This is a genomic window from Sandarakinorhabdus cyanobacteriorum, assembly GCF_002251755.1.
GTDB lineage: Bacteria > Pseudomonadota > Alphaproteobacteria > Sphingomonadales > Sphingomonadaceae > Sandarakinorhabdus > Sandarakinorhabdus cyanobacteriorum.
Genome location: NZ_NOXT01000072.1, coordinates 1 through 26259 on the forward strand (window position 1 = coordinate 1; position 26259 = coordinate 26259).

Consider the following 26259-nt stretch of genomic DNA (forward strand, 5'->3'; position numbering starts at 1 on the left):
CGCCAACCCGAAATCACCCGGCCGGTGAATAATCCGGGATAATCAGGCCGGCGCCTTGCTGGCACGGCGATTGCATCGCAGGCCTTGTCGGTGTCTCCCCCCGGGGCGCCGACACCAACTGGTCACAGCCGACCCCACAAGCTTGCCCGCAAGGGCAAAACGGCTGTTCAGTGACACGGTTCGACGCGTCCATGCGAACCGGGCCGACGGGATTGGCAGATCCCGTCGGCCACGTCGCGTCCGGAATCAGGCCGCCTTTTCCTTCCAGCCCAGCACCGGCTTGCGCGCGGCCAGCGTTTCATCGAGCCGGCGGCGCGGGGCCAGGTGCGGGGCGCTGCGCCATGCATCGGGATCGGCCAGCATGTTGGTGGCGATGTGGCGCATCGCGCCGATCAGCTGATCCAGGCTGGCCTTGCTTTCGGTTTCGGTGGGTTCGACCAGCATCGCACCGTGGACGACCAGCGGGAAATACATGGTCATCGGGTGGAAGCCTTCATCGATCATCGCCTTGGCGAGATCGAGGGTGGTGAGGCCGGTGCCATCCAGGAAATCATCGCTGAACAGCGCTTCGTGCATGCACGGGCCGCTGGCGGCGAACGGCGCGGTGTAAAGGTCCTTCAGGCTGGCCAGCACATAATTGGCGTTGAGCACGGCATCTTCCGACACCTGGCGCAGGCCATCGGCGCCGTGGCTCATCATGTAGCTCAAGGCGCGCACGAACATGCCCATCTGGCCGTGGAAGGCGACCATGCGGCCGAAACTGTCACCGGCATGGGTGGCGGCGCTGTCTTCCTCCACCAGTTCCAGCGTGCCCTTGGCGGTTTTGCGCACGAACGGGATCGGCGCGAACGGCGCCAGCGCTGCCGACAGCACGACCGGGCCGGAGCCGGGGCCGCCGCCGCCGTGGGGCGTGCTGAACGTCTTGTGCAGGTTGATGTGCATGGCATCGACGCCGAGATCGCCGGGGCGCACCTTGCCGACGATGGCGTTGAAGTTGGCGCCGTCGCAATAGACATAGCCGCCAGCGGCATGGACCGCATCGGCAATGGTCTTCAGATCCGGTTCGAACAGGCCGCAGGTGTTGGGATTGGTGATCATCACCGCCGCCACATCGGGGCCGAGCCGGGCGAGCAGCGCATCGAGATCCACCCGGCCGCGGGCGTTGGCCGGGATATTTTCCACGGTGAAACCGCAGAAGGCCGCAGTGGCCGGATTGGTGCCATGGGCGGATTCGGGCACCAGCACGACGCGGCGCGGATCATTCCTGGCATCCAGCGCGGCGCGGATGGCGAGCATGCCGCACAATTCGCCATGGGCGCCGGCCTTGGGGCTCATGGCGACGGCGGGCATGCCGGTCAGCTTCATCAGCCAATCGGCCAGCGTGTCGATCAGTTCCAGCGCGCCCTGCACCGTGGATTGCGGCTGCAGCGGGTGGATATCGGCAAAGCCGGGCAGCCGCGCCATCTTCTCATTGAGGCGCGGGTTGTGCTTCATCGTGCAGGAACCCAGCGGGAAGATGCCCAGATCAATGGCATAATTCTGCCGCGACAGGCGGGTGTAGTGGCGCACGGCTTCGGGTTCGGACAGGCCGGGCAGGCCGATCACCGCATCGCGGGCAAGGCCGCCAAGGCGATCGGGCACCGGCGGCACCGGCGGCAGATCAACGCCCGAGGTGTCGAGGCTGCCGCGTTCGAACAGCAGCGGTTCTTCGAGCATCAGCGCCTTGTTGCCGGTGAAGGTTTCGGCGACCGCACCGGTGCCGGCCACAAGCCGCGTCGGGCGGCCCACATCATTCATCGCCATTACGCCATCACCTCATCCAGCGCGTCTTCGAACGCGTCAAAATCCTCGTCGGTCGCGGTTTCGGTCACCGCCACGATCATGCCGTTTGCCAGGGCCTTCTCGCCCGGCCACAGCCGGCCCAGCGAGACGCCGGCCAGCACGCCCTTTTCGGCCAGCTTGCGCACCACCGGGCGGGCTTCACGGCCGAGATCGAGGGTGAACTCGTTGAAGAACGGGCCGTTGAGCAACGTCACACCCGGCACGCGGCCCAGCCGTTCGGCCAGCTGCACGGCGCGGGCATGGTTGAGGGCGGCGAGCTGGCGCAGGCCCTTTTCACCCAGCAGCGTGAGGTGGGCCGAGAAGGCCAGCGCGATCAGGCCGGAGTTGGTGCAGATGTTGCTGGTCGCCTTTTCGCGGCGGATATGCTGTTCGCGGGTGGAGAGGGTGAGGACGAAGCCGCGCTTGCCACTGGCGTCCACCGTCTCGCCGCACAGCCGGCCGGGGGCCTGGCGCACATGTTTTTCGCGGCAGGCGAACAGGCCGAGATAGGGCCCGCCAAAGAGCAGGCCGGCGCCGAGCGACTGGCCTTCGCCCACGACGATATCGGCACCCATTTCGCCCGGCGACTTGACCGCGCCCAGCGAGACGATTTCGGTGACGACAACGATCAGCAGCGCGCCGGCCTTGTGGCAGGCATCGGCGAGCGGCGTGAGATCCGCGATATGGCCGAAGAGATTGGGATTCTGCACGACGACGCAGCTGGTTTCGGTATCGATCTGCGCAATCAGGCTGGCGAGATCATCACCCGGCGCGCCGGCGGTGAGGCTGGGCGTGCCGGCCACCACGACATCGCCGGTGAAGCGGGTGAGCGTGTTCAGCACCGCCGTGTAGTGCGGGTGGACGCCGGCCGAGACAATGCACTTGGGTTTGCGGGTGATGCGGCGGGCCATGAACACGGCCTCCGTCATCGCGGTCGAGCCATCATACATGGAGGCGTTGGCCACCTCCATGCCGGTCAGCCGGGCGACCTGGGTCTGGAATTCGAACAGCACCTGCAGCGTGCCCTGCGCGATTTCCGGCTGATAGGGGGTGTAGGCGGTGAGGAATTCGCCGCGCTGGATCACCATGTCGACCGTGGCCGGGACATGATGCTTGTAGGCGCCGCAGCCGATGAAGAAGGGCGTGGTGCTGGCGGTGGCGTTCTTCGCCGCCATCTTCACCAGCGCGCGTTCCACTGCCATTTCGCTGGCATGGTGCGGCAGGCCGGCAATCGGGCCTTCGAGCCGGGCTTCGGCGGGGACATCGATGAACAGATCATCGATGGTCTTGGCGCCGATGGTGGCCAGCATGGCTGACCGGTCGGCATCGGAAAGGGGCAGGTAGCGCAACGGGCTTACTCCGGCAGGTGAGCGGAAAAACGGATTCGGACATAATCGGCCGTCCACTGGCCGTCGGCCGACTGCAGCGCGGGGGCGAGCAGGCGGCAGGTTTCGGTGATGATCTGATCGTGCAGTTCGGGCGGCACGCCGGCGGCATCGATGAAGCCGCCGCGGAAGGTTTCGAGCCAGCCGGCCATGCCGCTTTCGGGCAGCGGCGTCGGGCGCGGGATGATCTGGCAGGTTTCAACCGCGAAACCGCCGGCTTCCAGCACGGCACGGAAGGCTGCGGCGGTGGGGTAATAGCTGGTTTCGCTGCCGGCCGGCGGGAAGCCGTGGCGGGCGAGCACGGCGATCAGCGCGGTGCGGATGGCGGCGATATTGGCATGGCCGCCAAATTCGCCGACATAGCGCCCGCCGGGCTTGAGCGCGCGCTTCACCCCGGCGGTGACCCGTTCCGGCTGACCGACCCAGTGCAGGCAGGCGTTGGTGAACACGGCATCAAATTCGGCATCGAAGGCGAGGTCGCGCGCATCGCCGGTGCGCGCATCCAGCCCGCGGGCCTTGGCGGCGGCGACCATGGCGGCATCGGCATCGATGCCCACCACGGCGCAGCCAGCGTCCACCAGTTTCTGGGTGAGCACGCCATCGCCGCAGCCAAGATCCAGTACCCGCTCCCCAGCCTTGGGCGCGAGCAGATCCAGCACCGGGGCCCCCAGCGCCGGCACGAAGGCGGCGTTGGCGGCATAGAGCGCCGGATTCCAGGCGGTGGTGGTGCCGGCCGTCATCTTCAGAGGCTGGCGACGAACGCTTCGTAAGCCGCCTTGTCCATCAGGCCATCCAGTTCCGAGGCGTCGGACAGGGTGAGCTTGAAGAACCAGCCGTCGCCTTCCGGCGCGCTGTTGACCAGCGAAGGATCGTCGGCCAGCGCCGGATTGGCTTCGGTGACGGTGCCGGAGACCGGGGCATAGACGTCGGACGCGGCCTTGACCGATTCGACGACGGCGGCTTCGCCACCCTTGGTCACGGCGCGGCCGGATTCGGGCAGATCGACGAACACGACATCGCCCAACTGGCCTTGCGCATAATCGGTGATGCCGACGGTGGCGGTGCTGCCATCCACGTCGATCCATTCATGCTCTTGCGTGTAAAGACGGCTCATCCCTGTTTTCCTTCCCTCACATAGTTTTTCTGACGGAACGGCATCGGCACGACGCGGGCGGCAATCCGACGCCCGCGCACATCAATTTCCAGCGCCGTGCCATCGCCGGCCAGTGGCGTTTCGACATAAGCCATGGCGATGGGGACGGAGAGGCTGGGCGCAAAGCCGCCGGAGGTGACGATGCCAACCTGGGTGTCGCCATTCCAGACGGTGGCGCCTTCGCGCGCCGGCATGCGGCCTTCGATGGCCAGGCCCACGCGCTTGCGCGGGGCGCCGTTGAACAGCTGATCCAGGATGCGCGCCGCGCCGGGGAAGCCGCCTTCGGTCTTGCGGCGCTTGGAGATGGCGAAGCTGAGGTCTGCCTCGACCGGCGTGATCTCGGGGGTGAGATCATGGCCATAGAGCGGCAGGCCGGCCTCGAGCCGCAGTGAATCGCGCGCACCAAGGCCGATGGGCTTCACCTCCGCATGGGCCAGCAGCGCTTCGGCCAGAGCCTCGGCATGGGTGGAGGGCACCGAGATTTCATAGCCATCCTCACCCGTATAGCCCGATCGGGTGACGCCGATCAGCACGCCATTCCACTGATAGCGCGCGCCGGCCATGAATTTCAGATCGGCAAAGGCCGGCTGGTTGGCGGTTTCGGGGGTGAGGGTGAAGCGGCTCATCACCGCCACCGCCGCCGGGCCCTGCAGGGCGAGCAGGGCGTGATCGGTCATGTGATGCAGGCTGATCCCGGCGGGCAGGCGCGCCTGCATATGGGCGATATCGTCGTGCTTGGTGGCACCGTTGACGACCAGATAGAGACTGCGGCCGGTGTTGGTGACCATCAGATCATCGAGCACGCCGCCATTGTCGGCCAGCAGCAGCGAATAGCGGACGCGGTGCGGCTGCAGGGCCTTGAAATCACCGGGGGCGAGGCTTTCGAGCCAGTCGGCGGCGCCTTCACCTTCGACCAGCAGCTGGCCCATGTGGGACACATCGAACAGGCCGGCCTGTTCCCGCGTCCAATTGTGCTCGGCAATGATGCCTTCATACTGGATGGGCATGGCATAGCCGGCGAACGGCACTATGCGCGCGCCCAGCCGGCGGTGCAGGCCATCCAATGGCAGTGGTTTCAGATCGGCATCATCAGCCATAAGGCCCCCGGCAACAGTTCACGGCCCGGCGGGTTGCCGAACCTTTCACCCCCCACTGTCGCCAGACCTGAGAGCTTTGACCCGGGACGTGCGTCCGCAGGCTTACCCCTTCGGTGGGATGCCGGCGTGAACCCGCATCCGCTTTCCAGAGTGTCGCTGATACGCCGGCGCGGTCCTTGGGCCTGAGAGATTCCGGGGGCGGCTTGCTCCTTCGGCGGTGGCAATGGCTCGCCACACTCTCCCGCGCACGGCGCCGGGGTTGCCCCCGACGACGCCTCGCCGCTTGGGGGAAGCGGCGCGGAGAGTCAATGGGGGCAAAATCCCCCTTGCCCCTCAACCATTGGCCGCCACGGCCGTAGCTGTGGGCATGAAGCTGCGCCTTGCCCTCGCGACCATGATCATCGGCATCACCGCCGCCGTGCTGGCCCGGCCGGTGCCGGAAACGGCGCCTGCTGCCGCACCGGGGCCGGAGCTGCCGGCGCTGGTTGCCCCGGCTGTGACAACGGGTCGCCCCGATGCCCTGCCGGGCTTTCCTGGGCTGCCGCCCGCTGGCGTCGCCCAGCGCGCCTGGGACATGCCGGCCGTGGCACCACCGGGCGGCCTGCCAGCCGGCGGGCAGGCCCCGTCAGGCGCCATGCTGGGGAACGACGACCCGCTGTCGCGGCTGCAGGCAGCCCCGCTGGGGTGGCAGCCCGCGCCACATCTGGCCGAAAGCGCCGACACGCTGCTGGGCGATGCCAGCGTGGCTGAATCGGAACCGGTGCCAGAACCGGCGATGTGGCTGTTGATGCTGGCAGGCTTTGGGCTGGTGGGCGTTGCCGCCCGGCGGCATCACTTGGCGACGTTGTAAGCCAGGGCCCGCTCGTCGATCTGGAAGCCCAGCAACACCTCGAAGCTGGCGGAGCGCAGCGCCGCCCGCACTTCGGGATCGGCCATCGGATCGGTGGCGGCATCAATGTCGCCCGGGCGGCGATCGCGATTGATACGGGCCAGGATTTCCGGCGAAACGCTGGCCGCCTTGCGCGACACGCCGGCATCCAGCGTGGCGCTGGCGACAGCGCGTTCCTGGCCGGCCGCGAAATTCACCGTGACATTGACGACCTGCTTGGCATCGATCACGTTCCCGGCCTGCACCACGGCGGCAAACACCGGCAATACCAGCTGGCGCGGCTGGGCGGAATCGGTGCGACGGGCCACGACATCAAAGCTGATGCGCGACATGAACTGATCGGCGGTTTCGGTGCAGACGTCGCGCACATTGGTGATGGTGCCGACCGCATCGATGTTGGCGGCATCGGTGCCGCCGCCCCGGAACAGGGTGACATCGCCAACATGGGCAGCGACCGCCACCGCCGGGCAGGCCGAGCGCTTGACGATGAGCGGATTGCGCTCACAGCCGGCCAGCGCCAGCGTCGCCAGCAGCAGGCTGGCGGGAAGAAGGCGGCGGCGCTGGAGCATCGGCATCATGGCCCTTCTCCTATGGGGCAAATTGCATCGGGGCAAGCGGCGTTGCAGGGGCGGCGTTGCAGCAACGGGGCCAATCGCGTATCAGCCCGGCCATGATCGATGCCGCCCCCGCCCCCACCGAATCCATGCTGGCCACGGCCGACCGCCCGGCGCTGACTGTGCTCGTTGCCGCGCCGCGCGGGTTTTGCGCCGGCGTTGACCGTGCCATCCATATTGTCGAGCTGGCGCTGGAGCGCTGGGGCGCGCCGGTTTATGTGCGGCACGAGATCGTGCACAACAAGTTCGTCGTGGACAGCCTGAAGGCCAAGGGCGCCATCTTCGTCGAGGAACTGGACGAGGTGCCGGACGGCGTGCCGGTGGTGTTTTCCGCCCATGGCGTGCCCAAGGCGGTGCCGGCCAAGGCCGAAGAGCGCGGCCTGACCTATGTTGATGCGACCTGCCCGCTGGTGTCCAAGGTGCACCGCCAGGCCGAGCGGCTGGTGGCGCAGGGCTGCCATATCCTGTTCATCGGCCACGAAGGACATCCGGAGGTGATCGGCACCTTTGGCCAGGTTCCCGATGGCGCCATGACCCTGATCGAGACTCTGGAAGACGCACAGACCGTGCAACCGGCCGACAGCAGCAAGCTGGGCTTCCTGACCCAGACGACGCTGAGCGTGGACGACACCGCCGACATGGTGGCCGAGTTGAAGCGCCGATTCCCGGCCATCGAAGGCCCGCGCGGCGATGACATCTGCTATGCCACGTCGAACCGGCAGCAGGCGGTGAAGGCGATGGCGCCGCGCTGTGATCTGGTGCTGGTGATCGGCGCCAGCAACAGCAGCAACAGCCAGCGCCTGCGCGAAGTGGCGGAACGCGAGGGCGCCCGCTCCTACCTGATCCAGCGCGCGGCCGAGATTGACTGGGGCTGGCTGGATGGCGTGGCCACCGTTGGCATCACCGCCGGCGCGTCTGCCCCCGAACTGCTGGTGCAGGAGGTGATCGCCGCCCTGACCGAGCGCTTCACCGTGAGTTCCGAGAATATCACCTCCGCGGTGGAAGAGGTGGTGTTCAAGCTGCCACGCGCGCTCACCGCCTGAGGCGGGTGGCATGGCCGTTTATACCCAGGTCAGCGCCGATGAGCTGGCGGCGTTCCTGTCCGGCTATGACATCGGCGCGGCGATCAGCTTCAAGGGCATCGCCGAAGGCGTGGAGAACAGCAATTATCTGCTGGAAACCACGACAGGCCGCTTCATCCTGACCCTGTATGAAAAGCGGGTCGCGGCCGGCGATCTGCCCTTGTTCCTGGCCTTCATCGGCCATCTGGCGGCCAAAGGCCTGCCGGTGCCCGGCCCGGTGGCTGATCGGCAGGGCCGCACCCTGCAGGTGCTGAACGGCCGCCCGGCCTGCCTGATCGAATTCGCCCCCGGCGTGAGCGTGACGGAGGCGACGCCGGCGGCCGCGCAGGAAGTGGGCGTGGCGCTGGGCCGGCTGCACCAGGCCGCCGATGATTTCACCGCCGAGCGCCCCAACGCGCTGGGGCCGGCAAGTTGGGCACCGCTGGCGGCGCGCTGTGCCAATCCCGACGGCAGCAGCCGGCTGGGCGAGATTGATGCGGCGCTGCCCGGCCTGGTGGCGGCCGGGCTGGCGGCGGCGGCCGATTGGCCGGCAGGCCTGCCGGTGACAACCATCCATGCCGATCTGTTCCCCGACAATGTGCTGTTGCTGGACGGCAAGGTCACGGCGCTGATCGATTTCTATTTCGCCTGCACGGATCTGCGGGCCTATGACGTGGCGGTGACCCACGCCGCCTGGTGCTTCAGCCACGACGGCCGGCAGTTTTTCCCGGAGCGGGCTGCCGCGCTGATGCAGGGCTATGGCGCGGTGGTGGACCTGACCGCGGCCGAGCGGGCCGCCCTGCCCCGGTTGGCGGCCGGCGCGGCGCTGCGCTTCACCCTCACCCGCGCCTATGACTGGATCAACACCCCGGCCGATGCGCTGGTGACGCGCAAGGACCCGATGGCCTTTGCCCGCCGGCTGGGCTGGTATCTGGCAGCGACGCCGGAAATGATGGATGGGGAGATGATGGGTGGCTGAACAGCGCCCGCAGGTGGCGATTTTCACCGATGGCGCCTGCAAGGGCAATCCCGGCCCCGGCGGCTGGGGCGCGATCCTGCGCTTTGGCGCCGCTGAGAAGGAGCTTTCCGGCGCCGAAGCGCTGACCACCAACAACCGCATGGAGCTGCAGGCGGCGATCTCCGGCCTGTTGGCGCTGACCCGGCCGTGCGAGGTCGATCTGACCACCGACAGTGCTTACGTGCGCGATGGCATCACCAAATGGGTGCACGGCTGGCAGAAGAATGGCTGGAAGACAGCCGACAAGAAGCCGGTGAAGAATGATGATCTGTGGCAGGCGCTGCTGGCCGCCGCGCGGCCGCACGTGGTGCGCTGGCACTGGGTGAAGGGCCACGCCGGCCATGCCGAGAATGAGCGCGCCGACCAGCTGGCCAATGACGCCATCGCCCGGATGAAGGCTGGCAGCGCCAAAGATCCCGCCAGCGGCGATTGAGGCCATTGCCAAGCGCCGCACAATCGGCTTTGGAGCGGGCCATGTCTGCCGAACCCGCGCAAAAGGGCCTGAACGCCCAGCTCATCAAGGTGTGGATGACATGGGGGACGCGCTTTCTGCCGTTCGCCGATGTTGCCAGCCCGGAACTTCCGCTGTCGCGGCTGCTGCGGCTGTCACTGATCCAGGTCAGCGTGGGGATGAGCCTGGTGCTGCTGGTTGGCACGCTCAACCGCGTGATGATCGTGGAACTGGGCGTGCCGGCAACACTGGTGGGCATCATGCTGGCGCTGCCGCTGCTGGCGGCACCGTTCCGGGCGTTGATCGGCCACAAATCCGATACGCACAAATCGGCGCTGGGCTGGCGGCGCGTGCCCTATATCTATCTGGGCACGATGATCCAGTTTGGCGGGCTGGCGATCATGCCGTTCGCGCTGCTGGTGCTGGCCGGCGCGCAGGAAGCCTATGACGAGCGGATCTGGCTGGGCCAGCCGGCCGCCGCGCTCGCCTTTTTGTTGGTGGGGGCTGGCATCCACACGACGCAGACCGTGGGCCTGGCGCTGGCGACCGACCTGACCGAAGCTGAGCAGCAGCCCAATGTGGTGGGCCTGATGTATGTGATGCTGCTGGTCGGCAGCATCGCAGCCTCGCTGTTCTTTGGCTGGGCGCTGGGCGATTTCAGCCAGGGCCGGCTGATCCAGGTGATCCAGGGCAGCGCTGTCATCACCATCATCCTAAATTTCACCGCGCTGTGGAAACAGGAAGCGCGCATTCCGCATTATCGGCGCACCGAACCGGCAACGCCCGATCCGACCTTCCGCGAAAGCTGGAACCTGTTCATCGGCAAGGAAAAGACCGTGCTGCGCCTGCTGGCCGTGGGCCTGGGCACGCTGGCCTTTTCCATGTCGGACATCGTGCTGGAACCCTATGGCGGCGAAGTGCTGAAGCTGGGCGTGGGCACCACCACCCTGCTCTCGGCGCTGATGGCCGGCGGCAGCCTGATGGGCTTTGTCTATGCCAGCCATGTGCTGTCGTTGGGCGCCGATCCGTTCCGCATGGCCAGCTTGGGCGCCATCATCGGCCTGCCGGCCTATGGCCTGATCATCTTTGCCGCCGGGTCCGACACGCCGGAGCTGTTCACGCTGGGCGTGCTGCTGGCCGGCATCGGCACCGGCCTGTTCGGCCACGGCACGCTGACCGCAACGATGCAGCTGGCGCCCAAGGGCCAGGTGGGCATCGCCATGGGTGCCTGGGGCGCGGTGCAGGCCACCAGCCAGGGCGTGGGCGCCACCATCGGCGGGGTGATCCGCGATCTGGCCAAGGGTGTGGACACCGGGCTGCCGATGCCGGCCGGTGCTGGCGGCTATGGCCTCATCTTCGGCCTGGAGCTGGCCTTCATGCTCTGCACGCTGGCGGCGATGTGGCCCCTGTTGAACCGCGACACGCAAAACTGAAAATTTTTAACGCTGCGCTGCAGCATGGCCTGAATGGGCCGGAGCCGCTGCGGCCGGCAAGTGTCAAGCTGGCTGGACAGTGATTCGCCGGCCTGGTCACGCTGGGCACCCGCACGCATCGTGCAGAAACGAAAAGGCCGGCGCCCCCATGGTGGGAACGCCGGCCTCATGCGCAGCGGTGCCCGGCCCGTGCCGGGCGAAACGCTTACTTGGCGGCTTCGGCCGGGGCGGCTTCAGCAGCCGGGGCGGCTTCAGCGGCCGGGGCTTCAGCGGCCGGAGCAGCTTCAGCAGCGACGGCGGCGCCGCCCTCCCAGTAGCTGCCGAACCAGCTGGTGTTGAGCAGGATCGAGGCGTGCACGATCAGAGCGACCGCCATCACGCCGACGAAGAACAGCGGCAGGCCAACGCTGGGGTTGACGTAGAGCCAGATACGACCTTCATTCATGTGTCAGTCTCCTCTGATCTCAGTGCAGCCACGGGGTCAGCGCGAACGCCAGCACGTGGGCCAGAACGGCAATGCCGCCGAAGATCCGCGTGCCCCACTTGAGGCCTTCGTTGATCTCCATCGCTTCCTTTTCGGTCAACCCGGTCGGGTAGACCTTGGTATCTTCAGCCATGTTGAACTCCTCTCCCATTCGGTTGACCGTCGCCCCCTTCGAGCAGCTCGGGCTTCCCGACTGATTGGCGGAATGGGCAATGACAACGTCGACCCAATCCTTGCCTCGACCATCCACCGACGGGCCGACCCGGTGAGGGGTCGCGGCAGACGGTCGCAGCCCCCTCCCCATATCCATTCCGCCGCATGTGTCAATGTGTCGCCGGAACTTTGCGTATGGCCAGGCTGACACTTTCGCGCCGCAACACAGCTTGTGCCGCAGCGCACCATCGCAAAACCGGTGAAAAAGGCGGTTTGAGCCGGCACGGACGGCGGATTACTGTCTGCCGGGCTTGACAGTTTTGGGGGACCAGCATGACCGATTTCAACCGCCGCCACCTGCTGGCCGGCGCTGCCGCCATGGCCGCAGCCCCTGCCCTTGCTGCCACACCCAAGCCGCCGGGGGCCGATGCGCAGATGAAGATCCGTGCCGCCATCGACAAGCAGCTGCCCGACAATATCGCCCGCATCCAGGACTGGATCCGGAACCCCGACAACGCCGCCGAGAATTACCGGATGGAAGAAGCCTGCGCCTACACGATGGGCCTGTTGAAGGATGCCGGCTTCCAGAGCTGCAAGCGCATGCCGACGACCGGCCACCCCGGTATCTTTGCCACGCTGGATGCCGGGGCCAAGCGCACGGTTGGCATTTATTTCATGTATGACGTGAAGCAGGTGAACCCGGCCGAATGGTCGAGCCCGCCGTTCGACGCGCGCATCACCAACAAGCCGGGCTGGGGCCAGGTGATCGTGGGGCGCGGCGCCATCAACCAGAAGGGTCCGGAAGCGGCGTTCCTCGCGGCCCTGCACGCCTTTCGCGAAGCCGGGCAGAAATTGCCGGTGAACCTGGTGCTGGTGGCCGAGGGCGATGAGGAGATTGCTTCCCCCAATTTTCACGAGATCGTGCAGGCACCCGAGGTGCTGACCGCGCTGAAGCGGTGCGATGGCATCATCATTCCCAGCGCCTGGCAGGGCAAGGATGGCAGCACGTCGATCAACCTGGGCGCCAAGGGACCGCTGGAATTCCAGTTGATCGCCAGTGGCGAACGCTGGGGCAAGGGGCCGAAGGGGGACATCCATTCCAGCTATCACGCCCAGGTGGACAGCCCGGTCTGGCATCTGGTGCAGGCGCTGAACACGCTGGGGGAGGCCGATGGCCACACGCCGGCAATCGATGGCTGGTTCGAGAATGTGCGCCCGCTGACGGCGCGCGAGAAGGAGCTGATCGCGCAGACCACAGCGTCGCAAAGCGAAGCACAGGCCAAGGCGGCGTTTGGCGTGAAGATGTGAATCAATGACGAGCCGTGGCAGCAAAGCCTGGAGCGGTTGGCCAGCCAGCCGACGGTCAACATCCAGGGCCTTGTTGCCGGCTATACCGGGCCGGGCGGCAAGACCGTGCTGCCGGGCCGGGCCGAGGCCAAGCTGGAATGTCGGCTGGTGCCGAACCAGACCAGACAAGAGGCCGAAGCCAAGCTGAAGGCGCATCTGGCCAAGCGCGGCTTTGGCGATATCGAGGTGGTGGTGAGTGGCGGTTATGACCCGACCGAAACCGCCGAGGACAGCCGCGTGATCCGCGCGCAGCAGGCGGTTTATGCCCGCTTTGGTGCGCGGGCCACGCTTTATCCGCGGCTTGCCGGCAGTTGGCCGGGCAGCGTGTTCACCCAGCCGCCGGTGAGCCTGCCGGCCGGTCAGTTTGGCCTGGGCCATGGCAGCGGCGCCCATGCGCCCGACGAATATTTCCTGATCGAAAGCATCAACCCGGCCGTGCAGGGTCTGGCGGGCTGCACGGCCGGGTTTGTCGATTTCCTTTACGAAATGGCGGTGATCCGCTGATCAGAAGAATATGCTGGTATCGAAATAGCCATAGTGGGTATCGGCCCGTGAGCGCACGCCGGGGGCATCACGCAGGAAACGCCCCTTGTCGAGCAGCACGGCGCCGGCATCGAAGCGCACCCGGCCCTTGATCGGCCAATAGCGCACCCGCATCTCGAACTGGTTGCCGGCGTAGCGGCCAAGCGTGCCGGTGGGCGCGCGCAGGCCCGTGACCGCAAACTGGTCGCGCGCGCTTTCCAGATGCAGGCTGCGCCAGGCCAGGAACATATCGAACCACGGCCCGGTGTTTGCCTCCAGCCGCAACGAGGGCGAGATGATGTTGGCTCGGTTGAGAGGCCCATAGAGGCTGGAGGGGCCCCATTCCCAGCGTCGCGCACCGATTAGCGTATCAAAACGGGTGACAGTGGTGCCGGTATCGGTGCCGGCGGCATTGAATCGATCCCCGCTGGCGGCATCGATCACCGCGGCCAGGCGCAGATTGACATCGCCGGGAATGGTGTAGCCCGCGGTGGCATGGATGAACCAACCGCGCTGATCCACCCGGCGGGCGGTGGCGGCGTTGCTGGTGCTGACCGTGCCCATCTGGGCAACCGCTTCGATGTCGTGATCGAAGGCGCCGGGGCGCGGGGGCTGGAACCAGCGGATGCCGGGGGTGAACAGCCGGCGATCGGTGCTGGCAAAGCCGGGTGCGTCGCGTTCCAGAAAGCCGAAGGCATAAAGCTGCACCACGCCATTGTTCGGCAGCGCCCAACTGTAGGAGGCAAGCATGATCTGCTGATCAGTGGTCTCGCGATCCCACACCACCGCATTGTCACGCACTCGCGCCGGCTCACGCGGGAGGCGGATCTGCGGCATCGACCAGAGCATCAGCAACTGGTTGCCGGCCGCATCCCGCCGATCCAGCCGCACGCCCGTGATGCCGTTGGCGGTGTTGCGGAACTGCGGCCGGCCGAGCAGGCGGCGGGAGCCGACATCCATGCTCATGCGGCCGATGGTGAGTTCACTGCTGGTGCCGGCGCCAAGCATGCCGCCCAGCTCAACCGTGGCCTGCAACTGCACCATTTCCATGGCGTTGATTGCGCCGGTGTCCACCGTGGAATTGGGCTGGCGCGGATAGGCCCGGGCATCCATCAGTTCGAAACCCAGCCGAACTGGCCCGGTGTCCCACTGCCCAAAGATCTGGGCCCGGCTGGTGAACATCGAATCGCTCACCGGGCGGCTGTTGCGATACTGGCCATCAATCGCATCAAAGCGGGTGCGCAGCACGCCGTTGAGGGTGAGACTGTCGAATTGGTTGGCCGTACGCCCTTCCGGAATGGCGGTGGCATACATGGGATTTTGCCCCGGCGCCGGATTGACCAGTTGGGCAGAAGCAGCGGTGGGCAACAGCAGGGCAAGGGCGGCAGGCACGGCAACAGTCTGGGCGATGCGGGCGGGCATGGGGGCTCCTTTGGCGATGACGCGGCGGGCCAATGCCAAAGGCAATACATTCGTTCTAATACAAAGATTGGAAGAAATCGTTCGATTTTATTTAATCGCACACACAACAAGACGTGCTGCAAGCCCGGCGCGATCAAGCGCTGTCTCCAGCCGATCAAGGACGGCCACCACACCGCCAGCTTCGGCATCGAGCGCGCGGGCCACATCGTCCAGCGCCGCCCACAACGGTCGCAGACGCTGCGCGGCGGCCACCCCATCGGCCGTCAGCGACAGGACCCGGCGGCGGGCATCGGCGGGATCGCCACCACTGGTGACCAGCCCCGCCGCCTTGAGGGCGCCGACCACCTGGCTGATGGCCGCCTGGCTGACACCCAGGGTCTGGGCCAGTTCGACCCCGCCCATCGGACCATGGCGATCAAGCTGGTTCACCACGCCAAACCAGCGTTGCTGAAAGCCTTCGGCTCGAGCGGCGTAGATCGCATCGGCCTCGCGATCGATCCGTTCGGACAGGCGGCGGAGACGGGCACCGAGGGCAGCACTGCCGGCGGCAGCGGGATAATCATGCGTTGACATCCTTAAGCACTTAATTATTTTCACGCTGAACGGCAAGGAGAAGTTCGCATGTCTGCAGACGGACTGTCATGTCATCGCCGCGCCGTGCTGGCTGCGGGTCTGGCGGCTTCGTTGCCCGTCCCGGCCTGGGCCGGCGCAGCGGCAACAGGCCTTGCCGGGCTGGCCGACCATGCGGAGCAGCTGGTGCGCGAACAGGATTATTCCGGCGTGCTGCTGATTGCCGAAGCCGGCAAGGTGCGGCTTGGCCGGGCCTGGGGTTTGCGGCAACGGGCCGAAGGACTGCCCAACCGGATCGACACACGTTTCAACATTGCCTCGATCGGCAAGATGTTCACCACCGCGGCCATCCTGCGCCTGGCCGAGGCTGGGCGGCTGCAACTGGACGCGCCGCTGGCTGCGGCCTGGCCCGATGGCCCCGCCGGCGATCTGGCCCACCGCATTAGCGTGGCCCAATTGCTGTCGCACACGGCCGGCATCGGCAATGCGCTGTGGGCGCTGCCGCCGGCGCAATGGGAACATGTGCGGCGGCAGACCGATCTGTACCGCATGATCGCCAAGGCGCCCCCCGATGGCGCGCCGGGCGAGCGTGTTTCCTACAGCAATGATGGCTTTGTGGCGTTGGGCGCCCTGATCGAACATCTGACTGGCGAGGATTACGCCACGCACATCACCCGCACGCTGCTGACGCCGCTGGGCATGACCAGCACGGCCTTTGGCGGCGCCGGCGACCTGCAGCCCAACCAGGCCTTGCCCTATGTGCGCGATCTGGATCGCCCTGGCGCCTGGCGCACTGCCCTGGCCGGCAACACTGCGCCGGCCTGCGCGGCCGGTGGTGGCACCAGCAGTGCGCCCGATTTGCTGCGCTTTGGCCCGGCCTGGCTGTCGGGCCGGCTGGTGGGCCCAGCGATGATGCAGGCCTGGCGCAGCCCGGCCAAGCCGTTTCGCGACGGCGAATATGCACGCGGCCTGCAAGTGCAGCGGATGAATGGTGACGTGATCGAAGGCCACACCGGCGGCCACCATGGGGCGGCGGCCGAATTGATGATCTGGCCCCAGCATGATCGTGTGGCCGTGTTGCTGCACAATGGCGAGGTGGAGCCCTATTGGGATCTGGCCCATCGGGTGCGCACCAGCTTTTCCGGCCTCTATCCCGCCGAGCAGGATTTTCGCCATACCCAGCGTGTCGCCGCCCTGGTGGCCGCCAGCGGGCCAGAGGCCGGTCTTGCCGCCCATGCCGCCGCCCCCGGTCGCCGGCTGCGCGCCAGCCTGATCGAGGCGCTGGGCAACCGCGCCTGGCACCGCGGCCAGGGCGACGCCGCGCGCCATCTGTTGCAATTCAACGTGGCCCTTGATCCGAAATCGCCCGATGCACGTTGGCATCTGGCCGAGCTGCATCGGCGCAGCGGCGATCGCAACGCCGCGCTGGCCGCCTATCGTGCCTATCTGGATCTGGTGCCCGGCGATGCCGATGCGCTGATCGCGCTGGAACGGCTTGGGGTCAGGTCCTGATGAAGCGATCGACGCCCGAACCGTCCTTCAGCCGCTTCAGCCGGCCGCGTTCTTCCAGCCAGTGCAGGTGGGCGACGGTTTCTCCGGTGGCGAGGCCATAATCCGCCTCGCCGATCGGCTTGCGGAACAGCGCGGCAAAACAATCCACCGCGGTGCGGGGTTCGGCGCAGAAGGCTTCGAGCTTTTGAAGCTTGCCATGGTGATCGGCGGCGAGCTGATCAAGGCGGGTGTGCAGGCCGAAGAAGGGCTCATTGTGGGCGGGCAGCACCAGCACGTCGTTCGGAATGGCGCGCAGCCGGTCGATGCTCTCGAGCCAGTCACCGAGCGGATCGGCATAGGGCTCGGTGGGATAGACGCTCACATTGCTGGTGATGCGCGGCAGCACCTGATCGCCCGAAATCATCACGTCATTGGCCACCAGGCAGGCATGTTCGGGCGCATGGCCGCGGCCGACCACCACGGTGAACCGGCGTGGGCCAATGCTCAGCACATCGCCATCGCGCAGCCGCTTGAAGCCGGCGGGCATCTTCGAAATGATCTTGCCGAAGCTGCCCCAGGCCTTGGCCTTCATCGCGGCAACCTGTTCCTCGCTCCAGCCGGCGCGGACGGAAAAGGCCACCGCCTCATCTGGCGGGGCATCGCGCACATCGAGGATGAGGGTGCGCGCCAGCAGATATTCGGTGCGGGTGATTTCCAGCGGCACATCGAACTTGCGGCACAGCCAGCCGGCCATGCCGAGATGATCGGGGTGATAATGGGTGACAATGACACGGGTGACCGGCTTGGCTGCGAACGGCCCGGCCAGCAACGCTTCCCACGCCGCCTTGCTGGCCGGCAGGCCGACGCCGGTATCGACAATGGCCCAACCATCCCCGGCATCGATCACCCACAGGTTGATGTGATCGAGGCCGAACGGCAGGCCCATGCGCACCCAGAAGATGCCGGGCACCACCTCTTCGGCCTGCCCCGGCCCCGGCACCCAGCGGCCGAGCAGGTAGGTGAGGCCGTTCCGCTCCTCTGCCTGGCGCGGCGCCGTGCTGGCCTGGCCGGGCGGAATGGGCAGCAACGGGGGCGGTTCGGTCATGCTGGGAGCTTAGGTTGACGTAAACGTAAAGTCGACTCCCGCTGCTGATAGGCTAAACCAGGGGCCATGCATCCCAATGCCGCCTTTCGCTGCGATGATGATCCGCTGGCCTTTGTGGCGGCCCACGGCTTTGCCCATATTTTCGGGCAGACCCCCGATGGCCCGCGCGTGGCCCATTCGCCGGTGCTGGTGACACCGGCCGGAACGCTGATGTTCCATCTTGCCCGCGGCAATGCGCTGGCCCGGCATCTCGATGGCCTGACCGCGCTGATCAGCGTGGGCGGGCCGGGCCATTATGTGTCCCCCAACTGGTATGTTGAACCGGCGGGCAATGTGCCGACCTGGAATTATCAGGCGGTGGAGATCGAGGGCGTGGTGCGCGCGATGGACATGGCCGAACTGGAGGAACTGCTGCATTTCGCCGCCGCGACGTTCGAACCCCGGGTGGGGCAGGACTGGACGATGCACAAGATGCCCCGCCCCAAGGCCGAGGCGATGATGCGCGCGATCACCGGTTATGAACTGGTGCCCGGCGCCATCCGCACCACCTTGAAGGCCAGCCAGAACCGCAGCGACGCCGATGTGGCGGGCGTGATCGCGGCGCTGGAGGGCCTGGGCGACCATGGGGGTGTGGCCGCCATCCGGCGGGCACGGGCGAAAAGGGACGACATTTGAAACTGGCGGTTTTTGATTGTGACGGCACGCTGATCGACAGCCAGGTGAACATCATCCGGGCGATGGCATCCAGCTTCCAGCGCCATGGCCTGGCCGCGCCAGACAGCCACGCGACGCGGCGGATCGTCGGCCTTTCGTTGGTGGAGGCGATGCAGGCACTGCTGCCGGAGGCCGGGCATGATCTGCATCTTTCGCTTGCCGAGGATTACAAGACCGCCTTTCAGCGCCTGCGCGCCGACAAGGCACTGGATGCGGAGCCGCTTTATCCCGGCATCCGCGACCTGCTGGATGCACTTGCCGGCGATGGCTGGCTGCTGGCGGTGGCGACCGGCAAATCAGACCGGGGCCTGAAGCTGGCGCTGGAGCATCATGGCATCCACGACCTGTTCGTTTCGCTGCAGACGGCTGACCGCCACCCATCGAAGCCGCATCCATCGATGCTGCACGCCGCGCTGGCCGATGCCGGCGTGGGCCATGACAAGGCGGTGATGATTGGGGACACGATCTTTGACATCGCCATGGGCCAGGCCGCCGGGGTGACGGGGATCGGCGTCGATTGGGGCTATCACGAGGCGGACGAGCTGATCGAAGCGGGCGCTGCACATGTGGCCCGTGATGCGGACCATCTGCTGGCGATCCTGAATGGCTGAGGAGGAGGTGCCCGCGTCCGGCGAAATGGTCGCGCGGTTGCGGCGACTGGGCCGGGTGCTGGCGCTGATCTCACTGGTGTTTGGCGGGCTGTTCGTGTTGCTGGCGCGGCGCAGCGCGGCGCTGGGCGATACCGGCCAGGTCGCCAGCGCCTTGTTCTGGGTGGGCGCGATCCTGCAATTCGCGTTGGCCTTTGTGTTGCTCTGGCGGGGCCGGCGCGGGTAAGGCGGCGGCATGAGCCAAGCCCCATTGCCTCCTGATGTCGCCAAGCGGCTGTACCTGCGCTTCCTTGGCGTTCGGCTGGCCGGGCTTGCCGTGATGGCGCTGGGCGTGTGGCTGATCCGCACCGAAGGCCAGGCGGTGGGGCTGGCCGTGGTGCTGCTGGGCGGCGCGACGCTGCTGGTTCGGCCCAACCATCTGGGCCTGACGCGCAAATGAAGCGGTTCTGGACGGACGCGACGGTCACCGGCGGGCCGGAGGCCTGGGGCGTGGCGCTGGATGGCCGGCCGCTGCGCACCCCGGCGCGGGCCGTGCTGACCGTGCCAACAGAGGCATTGGCCGCCGGCATTGCCGCCGAATGGAACGCGCAAGGCGCAGAGGTTGACCCGCGCCAGCTGCCGCTGACTGGCTTTGCCAACGCCGCCATTGACCGGGTGGCACCCGAAGCCGCGGCCTTTGCCCGGCGGCTGGCCGCCTATGCGGAAAGCGAGCTGATCGCCTATCGCGCCGATGGCCCGGCCTCCCTGTTGGCGGCACAGGCGGCGGCGTGGGACCCATGGGTGGAATGGCTGGCCCGGCGTTATGACGTGGCCCTCACCCTCACCAGCGGGGTGATGCATGTTGCGCAGCCGGCCGCGACGCTGGCGCGCATCGGCACTGCGTTCGCGGCCTTCACGCCGTTCCAGCTGGCGCCGCTGGATCCCATCGTCACCATCACTGGATCGGCGGTGCTGGCGCTGGCCGTGGCCGAAGGCGCGCTGGAGGCCGAGGCCGCCTATGACATCGCCCATGTCGACGCGCGCTGGCAGGAGGAACAATGGGGCCGCGACCCGCTGGCCGAAAAGGCCGAGGCGACGCGGCGGGCCGATCTGGCCGCGGCTGTCACCTTCCTGCGACTGTTGGCAGCGTGAGCCGGCGGTGACCAATCGCCCCTTGCCCCACGCGGCGCAATTGCTAGGGGAGCCTTGAGGGAGTGCTGCCGCCATGTTGAAGCAACTGGAAGAACTGGAACGCCGCAGAGCTGCTGCCCGCCTGGGTGGCGGTGAAAAGCGCATCGCGGCCCAGCATGCCAAGGGCCGGCTGACAGCGCGCGAGCGGCTCGACATTCTGCTTGACCCCGGCAGCTTTGAAGAGCTCGACATGTATGTCGAGCACAACTGCACCGATTTCGGCATGCAGGACACGGTGATCCCCGGCGATGGCGTCGTCACCGGCAGTGGCACCATCAACGGCCGCCTCGTCTTCGTCTTCTCCCAGGATTTCACGGTGTTCGGCGGCTCGCTGTCGGAACGCCATGCCCAGAAGATCTGCAAGATCATGGACATGGCGATGAAGGTCGGCGCGCCGGTCATCGGCCTCAATGATTCGGGCGGTGCGCGCATCCAGGAAGGCGTCGCGTCGCTGGGCGGCTATGCCGAGGTGTTCCAACGCAACGTGCTGGCATCGGGCGTGGTGCCGCAGATCTCGCTGATCATGGGCCCGTGCGCCGGCGGCGCCGTCTACAGCCCGGCGATGACCGACTTCATCTTCATGGTGAAGGATTCGAGCTACATGTTCGTCACCGGCCCGGACGTGGTGAAGACGGTGACCAACGAGGTGGTCACGCAAGAGGAACTGGGCGGCGCCATCACGCACAGCACCAAGAGCGGCGTTGCCGATCTGGCGCTGGAGGATGACATTGACGCCCTGCTGCGCACCCGCCAGTTCTTTGATTTCCTGCCGTTGAACAACCGCGAGGATGCGCCGTTCCGGCCGACCAGCGACGATCCGCTGCGCGTCGAGAACAGCCTCGACACGCTGATCCCGCCGTCGGCCACCAAGCCCTATGACATGCACGAGCTGATCGCCAAGGTGGCGGACGACGGCGAATTTTTCGAGCTGCAGCCTGGCCATGCCGGCAACATCATCATCGGTTTCGCCCGCATCGAAGGCCACACGGTGGGCATCGTCGCCAACCAGCCGATGGTGCTGGCCGGCTGCCTTGACATCAATGCATCGAAAAAGGCCGGCCGCTTCGTGCGCTTCTGCGATGCCTTCAACATCCCGATCGTGACGTTCGTGGATGTGCCTGGCTTCTTGCCCGGCGTGGCGCAGGAATATGGCGGCATCATCAAGCATGGCGCGAAACTGCTGTTTGCCTATGCCGAAGCCACCGTGCCCAAGATCACGGTGATCACCCGCAAGGCCTATGGCGGCGCCTATGACGTGATGGCGTCCAAGCATCTGCGCGGTGACTTGAACTATGCCTGGCCCACCGCCGAAATCGCCGTGATGGGCGCCAAGGGCGCGGTGGAGATCATCTTCCGCCAGGATATTGGCGACAAGGACAAGATCGCGGCGCGCACCGCCGAATATGAAGCCCGCTTTGCCAACCCGTTCGTGGCGGCAGCCAAGGGCTTTGTTGACGAGGTGATCATGCCGCATTCGACGCGGCGGCGGATCGCGCTGGGCTTGCGCAAGCTGCGCAACAAGAACCTCGAGAACCCGTGGAAAAAGCATGACAATATCCCGCTGTAGCGCGGCCAGCGGGCATCGCGCAGCGATGGGCGCGGACTCGCGCAAGGCCGGCCGGCGGGTCGGGGCAGACCAGCAGCGCGGGCTTTGCCCGCGTGGAGGGCCTGCCCGGAGCCCGTTCGACGTCATGTGACCAGGGCACAATGCCTGACACCTATCTGGTCTGGAAATTCCTGCACATCACCGGTGTGGTGATGCTGATGGGCAACATCACCGTGACAGCGATCTGGAAGTTTTTCGCAGACCGGGATGGACGGCCGGCGGTGCTGGCCTTTGCCCAGAAACTGATCACCTACACCGATTGGTCGATGACGGTCTGGGGTGTCGTGCTGACCATGGCGGGCGGCTATGGCATGGCCATAGCCGGGCAGTTTGATCTCTTCTCCGGCTGGCTGTTGTGGGCGCAGATTTGTTTCATTGCCGCCGGGCTGATCTGGATGGGGCTGATCGTGCCGATCCAGATCAGGAGCGCCCGGCTGGCCCGCGACTTCGGCGGTGGGCCAGTGCCAGAATCCTATAAAGCTTTGTCAAGAAAGTGGATTTTCTGGGGCCTCATCTCCACAGTGCCGCTGGTGGCCGCGCTGTGGCTGATGATCGCCCGGCCGGGATGAGACCGGCATGACGCTTTTGTTGCGTCCAAATGACGTAGCAATGACAGTTTTGTGACATTCTTGTTGCATCGCCATGACAATGGGTGCATCTTCCGAGCATCAGATTTCGGGAGGGCCTTATGCGTATCATCATGGCAGCCATCGTGGCAGCAACTCTGGCAGCGCCGGCACTGGCGGCCGGCCCCGAGCATATGACTGGTACGGTGCGGGTGCAGACCGCCGATCTCGATCTGTCCACCGTGGCCGGCCAACGCGCGCTTGATCGCCGCCTGGCCATGGCGATGGTGCGCCTGTGCGGCACGCCGGTGTTCTTCAGCCGCGACGAATTGGCCGAGCTGGATGCCTGCAAGGCCGAAGCCTCCAAGGCGGCCGCGGCGCAGATCAATGCAGCCCATGCCCGCCAGGCGGTTGCAGTGGCGGCCCGCCAGTAATCAGCGGTTCAAAGCGGAATTGCGGCCGGCCGGGGCAACCTGGCCGGCCTTTTTTCATGGGAAGGCCGGCACCGCGGGGGAGCACGGTGCCGGCCCTGGTCAGGCGGGGTTGGCGGTGGGCGCACGGCCAGGGGAAAGGTCGTGCGCCCGTTTGGGGGAGGAAGCCGCCAAGGCCACCTGATTGATGTACGTAGCATGCCAACGCCGCGTTGCATGGGGAAACAAGGCGTCTTTGTCGCGGTCATCGCCAAAATCGATATGTTGCACCCAAAGCCCAGCCCGCTATGGAAACCAGCGACAGAAGGTTCGGGAGGCGGCGTCTTGTTCAAGAAGATCCTGATTGCCAATCGCGGTGAAATTGCCTGCCGGGTGATCCGCACGGCGCGCGCGATGGGCATCAAGACCGTGGCGGTCTATTCAGATGCCGATGCGCAGGCGCTGCATGTGCGCGAGGCTGACGAGGCGGTGCACCTGGGCCCGCCGCCGGCGGCCGAATCCTATCTGCTGGCCGACAAGATCATCGCCGCCTGCAAGGCAACGGGGGCGGAGGCCGTGCACCCCGGCTATGGCTTCCTGTCGGAACGCGCCGGCTTTGTGGAGGCACTGAGCGCGGCCGGCATTGCCTTTATCGGCCCGCCGGCGGGTGCCATTGCCGCCATGGGTGACAAGATTGAATCCAAGCGCCGCGCCAAGGCGGCCGGCGTGTCGGTCGTGCCCGGTTTCGTGGGCGAAATCAGCGGCACCGATCACGCTGTCGAGATCGCCAACGGTATCGGCTATCCGGTGATGATGAAGGCTTCGGCCGGCGGCGGCGGCAAGGGCATGCGCCTCGCCTGGAGCGAGGCTGACGTGCGCGAAGGCTTTGATTCCGTGCGCCGCGAGGCACTGTCGAGCTTTGGCGATGACCGGGTGTTCATCGAGAAGTTCGTCGAACAGCCGCGCCACATCGAAATCCAGGTGATCGGCGATCAACAGGGCAATATCGTCTATCTTGGTGAGCGTGACTGTTCGATCCAGCGCCGCCACCAGAAGGTGGTGGAGGAAGCCCCCTCCCCCTTCGTCACGCCGGAGATGCGCAAGGCGATGGGCGAACAGGCGGTCGCGCTGGCCCGCAATGTCGGCTATTTCAGCGCCGGCACGGTGGAGTTCATCGCCGGGGCCGACCGCAGCTTCTACTTCCTGGAAATGAACACCCGCCTGCAGGTGGAGCATCCGGTGACCGAATGCATCACCGGGCTGGACCTTGTTGAGCTGATGATCCGCGTCGCCGCCGGTCAACCGCTGCCCTTCACCCAGGCCGATGTGCAGTTGAGCGGCCATGCCATTGAAACCCGCGTCTATGCCGAAGACCCGTATCGCGGTTTCCTACCCTCCATCGGCCGGCTGAGCCGTTGCCAGCCGCCGGAGGCCGGCCGCGACGAGCAGGGCAATCTGGTGCGCATTGATACCGGCGTGGTGGAAGGCGCCGAGATCAGCATGTTCTATGATCCGATGATCGCCAAGCTGATCACCTGGGGCCCGACCCGGGCAGACGCCATCGCCGCCCAAGCTCAGGCGCTCGATCGCTATCTGATCAAGGGCATCAACCACAATATCGATTTCCTGTCGGCGATCATGCAGCACGACCGATTCAAGGCCGGCGCCAATGTGACAACCGGCTTCATCGCCGAGGAATATCCGGACGGCTTCCACGGCGCCCCGGTGCAGCCCGCCACCCGCGACGCGCTGATTGCGGCCGCAGCCATCATCCACGCCGAAACCGTGGCCCGCGAAAGCCTGATCGATGGCCAGCTTTCGGGTGACGGTGCCAGCTATGGCATCAACTGGGTGGTGGAGCTGGACGGCGAACAGGTGCCCGTGGAGGTGACCGGCGAGGCCGGCAGTCACGAGGTGCTGGTGGATGGCCGCGACCTGGTGGTGCAATCGGGCTGGCGGGTTGGCGATGCCGTGTTCGCCGGCACGGTGAACGGCGAGGCCGTGGCGATCAATGTGGAGCGGAAGGGCAGCTTCCTGCAGCTGACCACCCGCGGCGCAGCGCACAAGTGCCGCACGCTCACCCCGCGCGCCGCCGAACTCGCCCGCTTCATGATCCCCAAGATCCCGCCGGACATGAGCAAATATCTGCTCTGCCCGATGCCGGGTCTGGTGGTCTCCATCGCGGTCGCCGAAGGTGACAAGGTCGAAGCTGGCCAGCCGCTGGCCACGGTGGAAGCCATGAAGATGGAAAATATCCTGCGCGCCGAAAAGGCCGGGGTGGTGGCCAAGCTGCTGGCCAAGCCAGGTGACAGCCTGGCGGTGGACGCGGTGATCATGGAATTTGCGGGCTGAGACGACCGGCGGGTCGGACTCACTTCGGCGCGGCCGGCGGCAGCTCGTCCTTCGGCGGTCCCTGATCCAGCAGGTCAACGAACCGCTTGCCGTCCGATTCCACGGCCGCATTGCGCAGCAGGATCGCCCAGTTGGCGATTCGGCCGCCATGCGGGGCATAGGCGAGCGGTTCCAGCACCTTGGCGGCATCGGCAAAGCGTCTACGCCGCACCAGCACGGTGGCCAGATCAATCACCACGCCATCCACTTGCGGCGCCAGCCCAGCCATGGCCTGCACGACATCGAACACGCTGTTGGCCAGATCCGCATGGGCGATGTCATGGGTGTGGATATAGATGTGCATTGCCCGCCAATCGTTGGGCACTGCCTTGACGGCCCGCACCAGCAAGCGCCGCGCGTCACCACGGTTGGTGGCAAAATCGAGGCGCAGGAGGGCTTGCGCCTTCAGACGAAGCAACTCCGCATCATCCGGCGCTGCCGTCATCAGATCATCCAGCAGCGCAACGGCCTTGTTGGCATCACCAAGATAAAGTTCGGCCATCGCCAGCGTGCGAGTGGCAAGCGCATCGCCGGGGTGGCGCGCCGCGGCGACCTGCACCCGCGCCAGCGCCGACGTGCGATCGGCCAATGCACCGCCGCGGGTATCAAGCATGGCCATCATCAGCAGCAGATCATCGGCAGAGGCTGGCAGTTCGCGCACGGTGACAGCGACAGGTTCCGGCGCCTTGCGCTCAAGCCGGCTGAAGGTGAAGCTGCGCCCACCGGTGTAGGCGCGCAACGGATCGTGTCCCACGGCGTGGTGTAGCTTATTGGAGCT

General features: G+C 66.4%; 29 protein-coding genes and 2 riboswitches. Of the genes, 17 read left to right on the plus strand and 12 right to left on the minus strand.

Annotated elements, in window-relative coordinates; translation table 11 throughout:
- Nucleotides 1-246: 246 nt before the first annotated feature.
- The 5 genes from gcvPB to gcvT are packed head-to-tail and all read right to left on the minus strand — an operon-like array spanning nt 247 to nt 5456.
- Nucleotides 247-1803 (minus strand): aminomethyl-transferring glycine dehydrogenase subunit GcvPB, encoded by a 1557-nt coding sequence (gcvPB, locus tag CHU93_RS02615; RefSeq protein WP_094472632.1) that lies wholly within the window; start codon nt 1801-1803, stop codon nt 247-249.
- Nucleotides 1803-3170, minus strand: coding sequence for an aminomethyl-transferring glycine dehydrogenase subunit GcvPA (gcvPA, locus tag CHU93_RS02620; protein WP_094472633.1), 1368 nt, complete (start codon nt 3168-3170; stop codon nt 1803-1805). The genes gcvPB and gcvPA overlap by 1 nt, the downstream gene beginning before the upstream one ends.
- A 5-nt stretch (nt 3171-3175) precedes the next feature.
- Nucleotides 3176-3946 (minus strand): class I SAM-dependent methyltransferase, encoded by a 771-nt coding sequence (locus CHU93_RS02625; protein WP_094472634.1) that lies wholly within the window; start codon nt 3944-3946, stop codon nt 3176-3178.
- A 2-nt stretch (nt 3947-3948) separates the two neighbouring features.
- Complete coding sequence (gcvH, locus tag CHU93_RS02630; protein ID WP_094472635.1) at nt 3949-4320, minus strand: glycine cleavage system protein GcvH; 372 nt, start codon at nt 4318-4320, stop codon at nt 3949-3951.
- Nucleotides 4317-5456 carry a glycine cleavage system aminomethyltransferase GcvT gene (gcvT, locus tag CHU93_RS02635; RefSeq protein WP_094472636.1) on the minus strand — a complete coding sequence of 380 codons (1140 nt, stop codon included), beginning with the start codon at nt 5454-5456 and terminating at the stop codon, nt 4317-4319. Before gcvT ends, gcvH begins: the two co-directional genes overlap by 4 nt.
- Nucleotides 5457-5501: 45 nt before the next feature.
- Nucleotides 5502-5615: riboswitch (glycine riboswitch) on the minus strand.
- A gap of 1 nt (nt 5616) precedes the next feature.
- A riboswitch (glycine riboswitch) is annotated at nt 5617-5710 on the minus strand.
- Between the two features lie 113 nt (nt 5711-5823).
- Here gcvT and CHU93_RS02640 point away from each other — a divergent pair.
- On the plus strand, nt 5824-6306 hold the full coding sequence (locus CHU93_RS02640) for a PEPxxWA-CTERM sorting domain-containing protein (RefSeq protein WP_094472637.1): 483 nt from the start codon (nt 5824-5826) through the stop codon (nt 6304-6306).
- Here the strand turns inward: CHU93_RS02640 and CHU93_RS02645 are convergent.
- Complete coding sequence (locus CHU93_RS02645) at nt 6288-6923, minus strand: hypothetical protein (RefSeq protein WP_243375128.1); 636 nt, start codon at nt 6921-6923, stop codon at nt 6288-6290. The genes CHU93_RS02640 and CHU93_RS02645 overlap by 19 nt on opposite strands.
- Nucleotides 6924-7015: 92 nt before the next feature.
- On the opposite strand from CHU93_RS02645, the gene ispH reads away from it, so the two are divergent.
- Genes ispH through CHU93_RS02665 form a run of 4 tightly spaced genes read left to right on the plus strand, consistent with a single transcriptional unit; the run spans nt 7016 to nt 10922 of the window.
- Entirely contained in the window at nt 7016-8002 is a 987-nt protein-coding gene (gene ispH, locus CHU93_RS02650; RefSeq protein ID WP_423825888.1) for a 4-hydroxy-3-methylbut-2-enyl diphosphate reductase, read from the plus strand.
- A gap of 10 nt (nt 8003-8012) precedes the next feature.
- A complete protein-coding gene (thrB, locus tag CHU93_RS02655; RefSeq protein ID WP_094472638.1) occupies nt 8013-8999 on the plus strand; it encodes a homoserine kinase in 987 nt (328 codons plus the stop codon).
- The gene (gene rnhA, locus CHU93_RS02660) at nt 8992-9471 is read left to right on the plus strand and encodes a ribonuclease HI (protein WP_094472639.1); all 480 of its coding nucleotides are present in this window, start codon (nt 8992-8994) and stop codon (nt 9469-9471) included. Before thrB ends, rnhA begins: the two co-directional genes overlap by 8 nt.
- Before the next feature lie 41 nt (nt 9472-9512).
- Nucleotides 9513-10922: a PucC family protein gene (locus tag CHU93_RS02665; RefSeq protein ID WP_094472640.1), complete on the plus strand. Its 1410-nt coding sequence runs from the start codon at nt 9513-9515 to the stop codon at nt 10920-10922.
- Nucleotides 10923-11127: 205 nt separating this feature from the next.
- Here CHU93_RS02665 and CHU93_RS02670 read toward each other — a convergent pair whose 3' ends face one another.
- A complete protein-coding gene (locus CHU93_RS02670) occupies nt 11128-11367 on the minus strand; it encodes a light-harvesting protein (protein WP_094472641.1) in 240 nt (79 codons plus the stop codon).
- A gap of 19 nt (nt 11368-11386) precedes the next feature.
- Nucleotides 11387-11539 carry a light-harvesting protein gene (locus CHU93_RS02675; protein WP_086116942.1) on the minus strand — a complete coding sequence of 51 codons (153 nt, stop codon included), beginning with the start codon at nt 11537-11539 and terminating at the stop codon, nt 11387-11389.
- A gap of 353 nt (nt 11540-11892) precedes the next feature.
- Between CHU93_RS02675 and CHU93_RS18160 the strand changes: the two genes are divergently transcribed.
- Nucleotides 11893-12867, plus strand: coding sequence for a M20/M25/M40 family metallo-hydrolase (locus CHU93_RS18160; RefSeq protein WP_341476558.1), 975 nt, complete (start codon nt 11893-11895; stop codon nt 12865-12867).
- 36 nt (nt 12868-12903) lie between these two features.
- On the plus strand, nt 12904-13410 hold the full coding sequence (locus tag CHU93_RS18165) for a peptidase dimerization domain-containing protein (protein WP_341476559.1): 507 nt from the start codon (nt 12904-12906) through the stop codon (nt 13408-13410).
- Here the strand turns inward: CHU93_RS18165 and CHU93_RS02685 are convergent, their stop codons facing one another.
- Both CHU93_RS02685 and CHU93_RS02690 read right to left on the minus strand, forming a co-directional pair.
- Complete coding sequence (locus CHU93_RS02685) at nt 13411-14850, minus strand: alginate export family protein (RefSeq protein WP_094472642.1); 1440 nt, start codon at nt 14848-14850, stop codon at nt 13411-13413. It lies immediately after the preceding gene.
- 87 nt (nt 14851-14937) lie between these two features.
- A complete protein-coding gene (locus CHU93_RS02690; RefSeq protein ID WP_094472643.1) occupies nt 14938-15423 on the minus strand; it encodes a MarR family winged helix-turn-helix transcriptional regulator in 486 nt (161 codons plus the stop codon).
- A 48-nt stretch (nt 15424-15471) separates the two neighbouring features.
- On the opposite strand from CHU93_RS02690, the gene CHU93_RS02695 reads away from it, so the two are divergent.
- Nucleotides 15472-16932, plus strand: a complete 1461-nt coding sequence (locus tag CHU93_RS02695; protein WP_094472644.1) for a serine hydrolase domain-containing protein — start codon at nt 15472-15474, stop codon at nt 16930-16932.
- On the opposite strand, the gene CHU93_RS02700 is transcribed toward CHU93_RS02695, so the two are convergent.
- Nucleotides 16922-18016: an MBL fold metallo-hydrolase gene (locus tag CHU93_RS02700; RefSeq protein ID WP_094472645.1), complete on the minus strand. Its 1095-nt coding sequence runs from the start codon at nt 18014-18016 to the stop codon at nt 16922-16924. The genes CHU93_RS02695 and CHU93_RS02700 overlap by 11 nt on opposite strands.
- 66 nt (nt 18017-18082) lie before the next feature.
- On the opposite strand from CHU93_RS02700, the gene CHU93_RS02705 reads away from it, so the two are divergent.
- The 9 genes from CHU93_RS02705 (at nt 18083) to CHU93_RS02745 (ending at nt 25442) form a co-directional block, all read left to right on the plus strand.
- Entirely contained in the window at nt 18083-18691 is a 609-nt protein-coding gene (locus tag CHU93_RS02705; RefSeq protein ID WP_094472646.1) for an FMN-binding negative transcriptional regulator, read from the plus strand.
- Nucleotides 18688-19341 carry an HAD-IA family hydrolase gene (locus tag CHU93_RS02710; protein ID WP_094472647.1) on the plus strand — a complete coding sequence of 218 codons (654 nt, stop codon included), beginning with the start codon at nt 18688-18690 and terminating at the stop codon, nt 19339-19341. Before CHU93_RS02705 ends, CHU93_RS02710 begins: the two co-directional genes overlap by 4 nt.
- The gene (locus tag CHU93_RS02715) at nt 19334-19564 is read left to right on the plus strand and encodes a hypothetical protein (RefSeq protein WP_094472648.1); all 231 of its coding nucleotides are present in this window, start codon (nt 19334-19336) and stop codon (nt 19562-19564) included. The genes CHU93_RS02710 and CHU93_RS02715 overlap by 8 nt, the downstream gene beginning before the upstream one ends.
- A gap of 9 nt (nt 19565-19573) precedes the next feature.
- Nucleotides 19574-19777 (plus strand): hypothetical protein, encoded by a 204-nt coding sequence (locus CHU93_RS02720; RefSeq protein ID WP_094472649.1) that lies wholly within the window; start codon nt 19574-19576, stop codon nt 19775-19777.
- Nucleotides 19774-20469, plus strand: coding sequence for an ATP12 family chaperone protein (locus CHU93_RS02725; protein ID WP_094472650.1), 696 nt, complete (start codon nt 19774-19776; stop codon nt 20467-20469). The genes CHU93_RS02720 and CHU93_RS02725 overlap by 4 nt, the downstream gene beginning before the upstream one ends.
- Before the next feature lie 73 nt (nt 20470-20542).
- On the plus strand, nt 20543-22075 hold the full coding sequence (locus CHU93_RS02730) for an acyl-CoA carboxylase subunit beta (RefSeq protein ID WP_094472651.1): 1533 nt from the start codon (nt 20543-20545) through the stop codon (nt 22073-22075).
- Between the two features lie 140 nt (nt 22076-22215).
- Entirely contained in the window at nt 22216-22683 is a 468-nt protein-coding gene (locus tag CHU93_RS02735; protein WP_094472652.1) for a DUF2269 family protein, read from the plus strand.
- Between the two features lie 119 nt (nt 22684-22802).
- Complete coding sequence (locus CHU93_RS02740) at nt 22803-23114, plus strand: UrcA family protein (RefSeq protein WP_094472653.1); 312 nt, start codon at nt 22803-22805, stop codon at nt 23112-23114.
- 321 nt (nt 23115-23435) lie between these two features.
- Entirely contained in the window at nt 23436-25442 is a 2007-nt protein-coding gene (locus CHU93_RS02745) for an acetyl-CoA carboxylase biotin carboxylase subunit (RefSeq protein WP_094472654.1), read from the plus strand.
- A 19-nt stretch (nt 25443-25461) separates the two neighbouring features.
- On the opposite strand, the gene CHU93_RS02750 is transcribed toward CHU93_RS02745, so the two are convergent.
- Nucleotides 25462-26259: tetratricopeptide repeat protein (locus tag CHU93_RS02750; protein ID WP_207759192.1), on the minus strand; the 798-nt coding region annotated here is incomplete at its 5' end.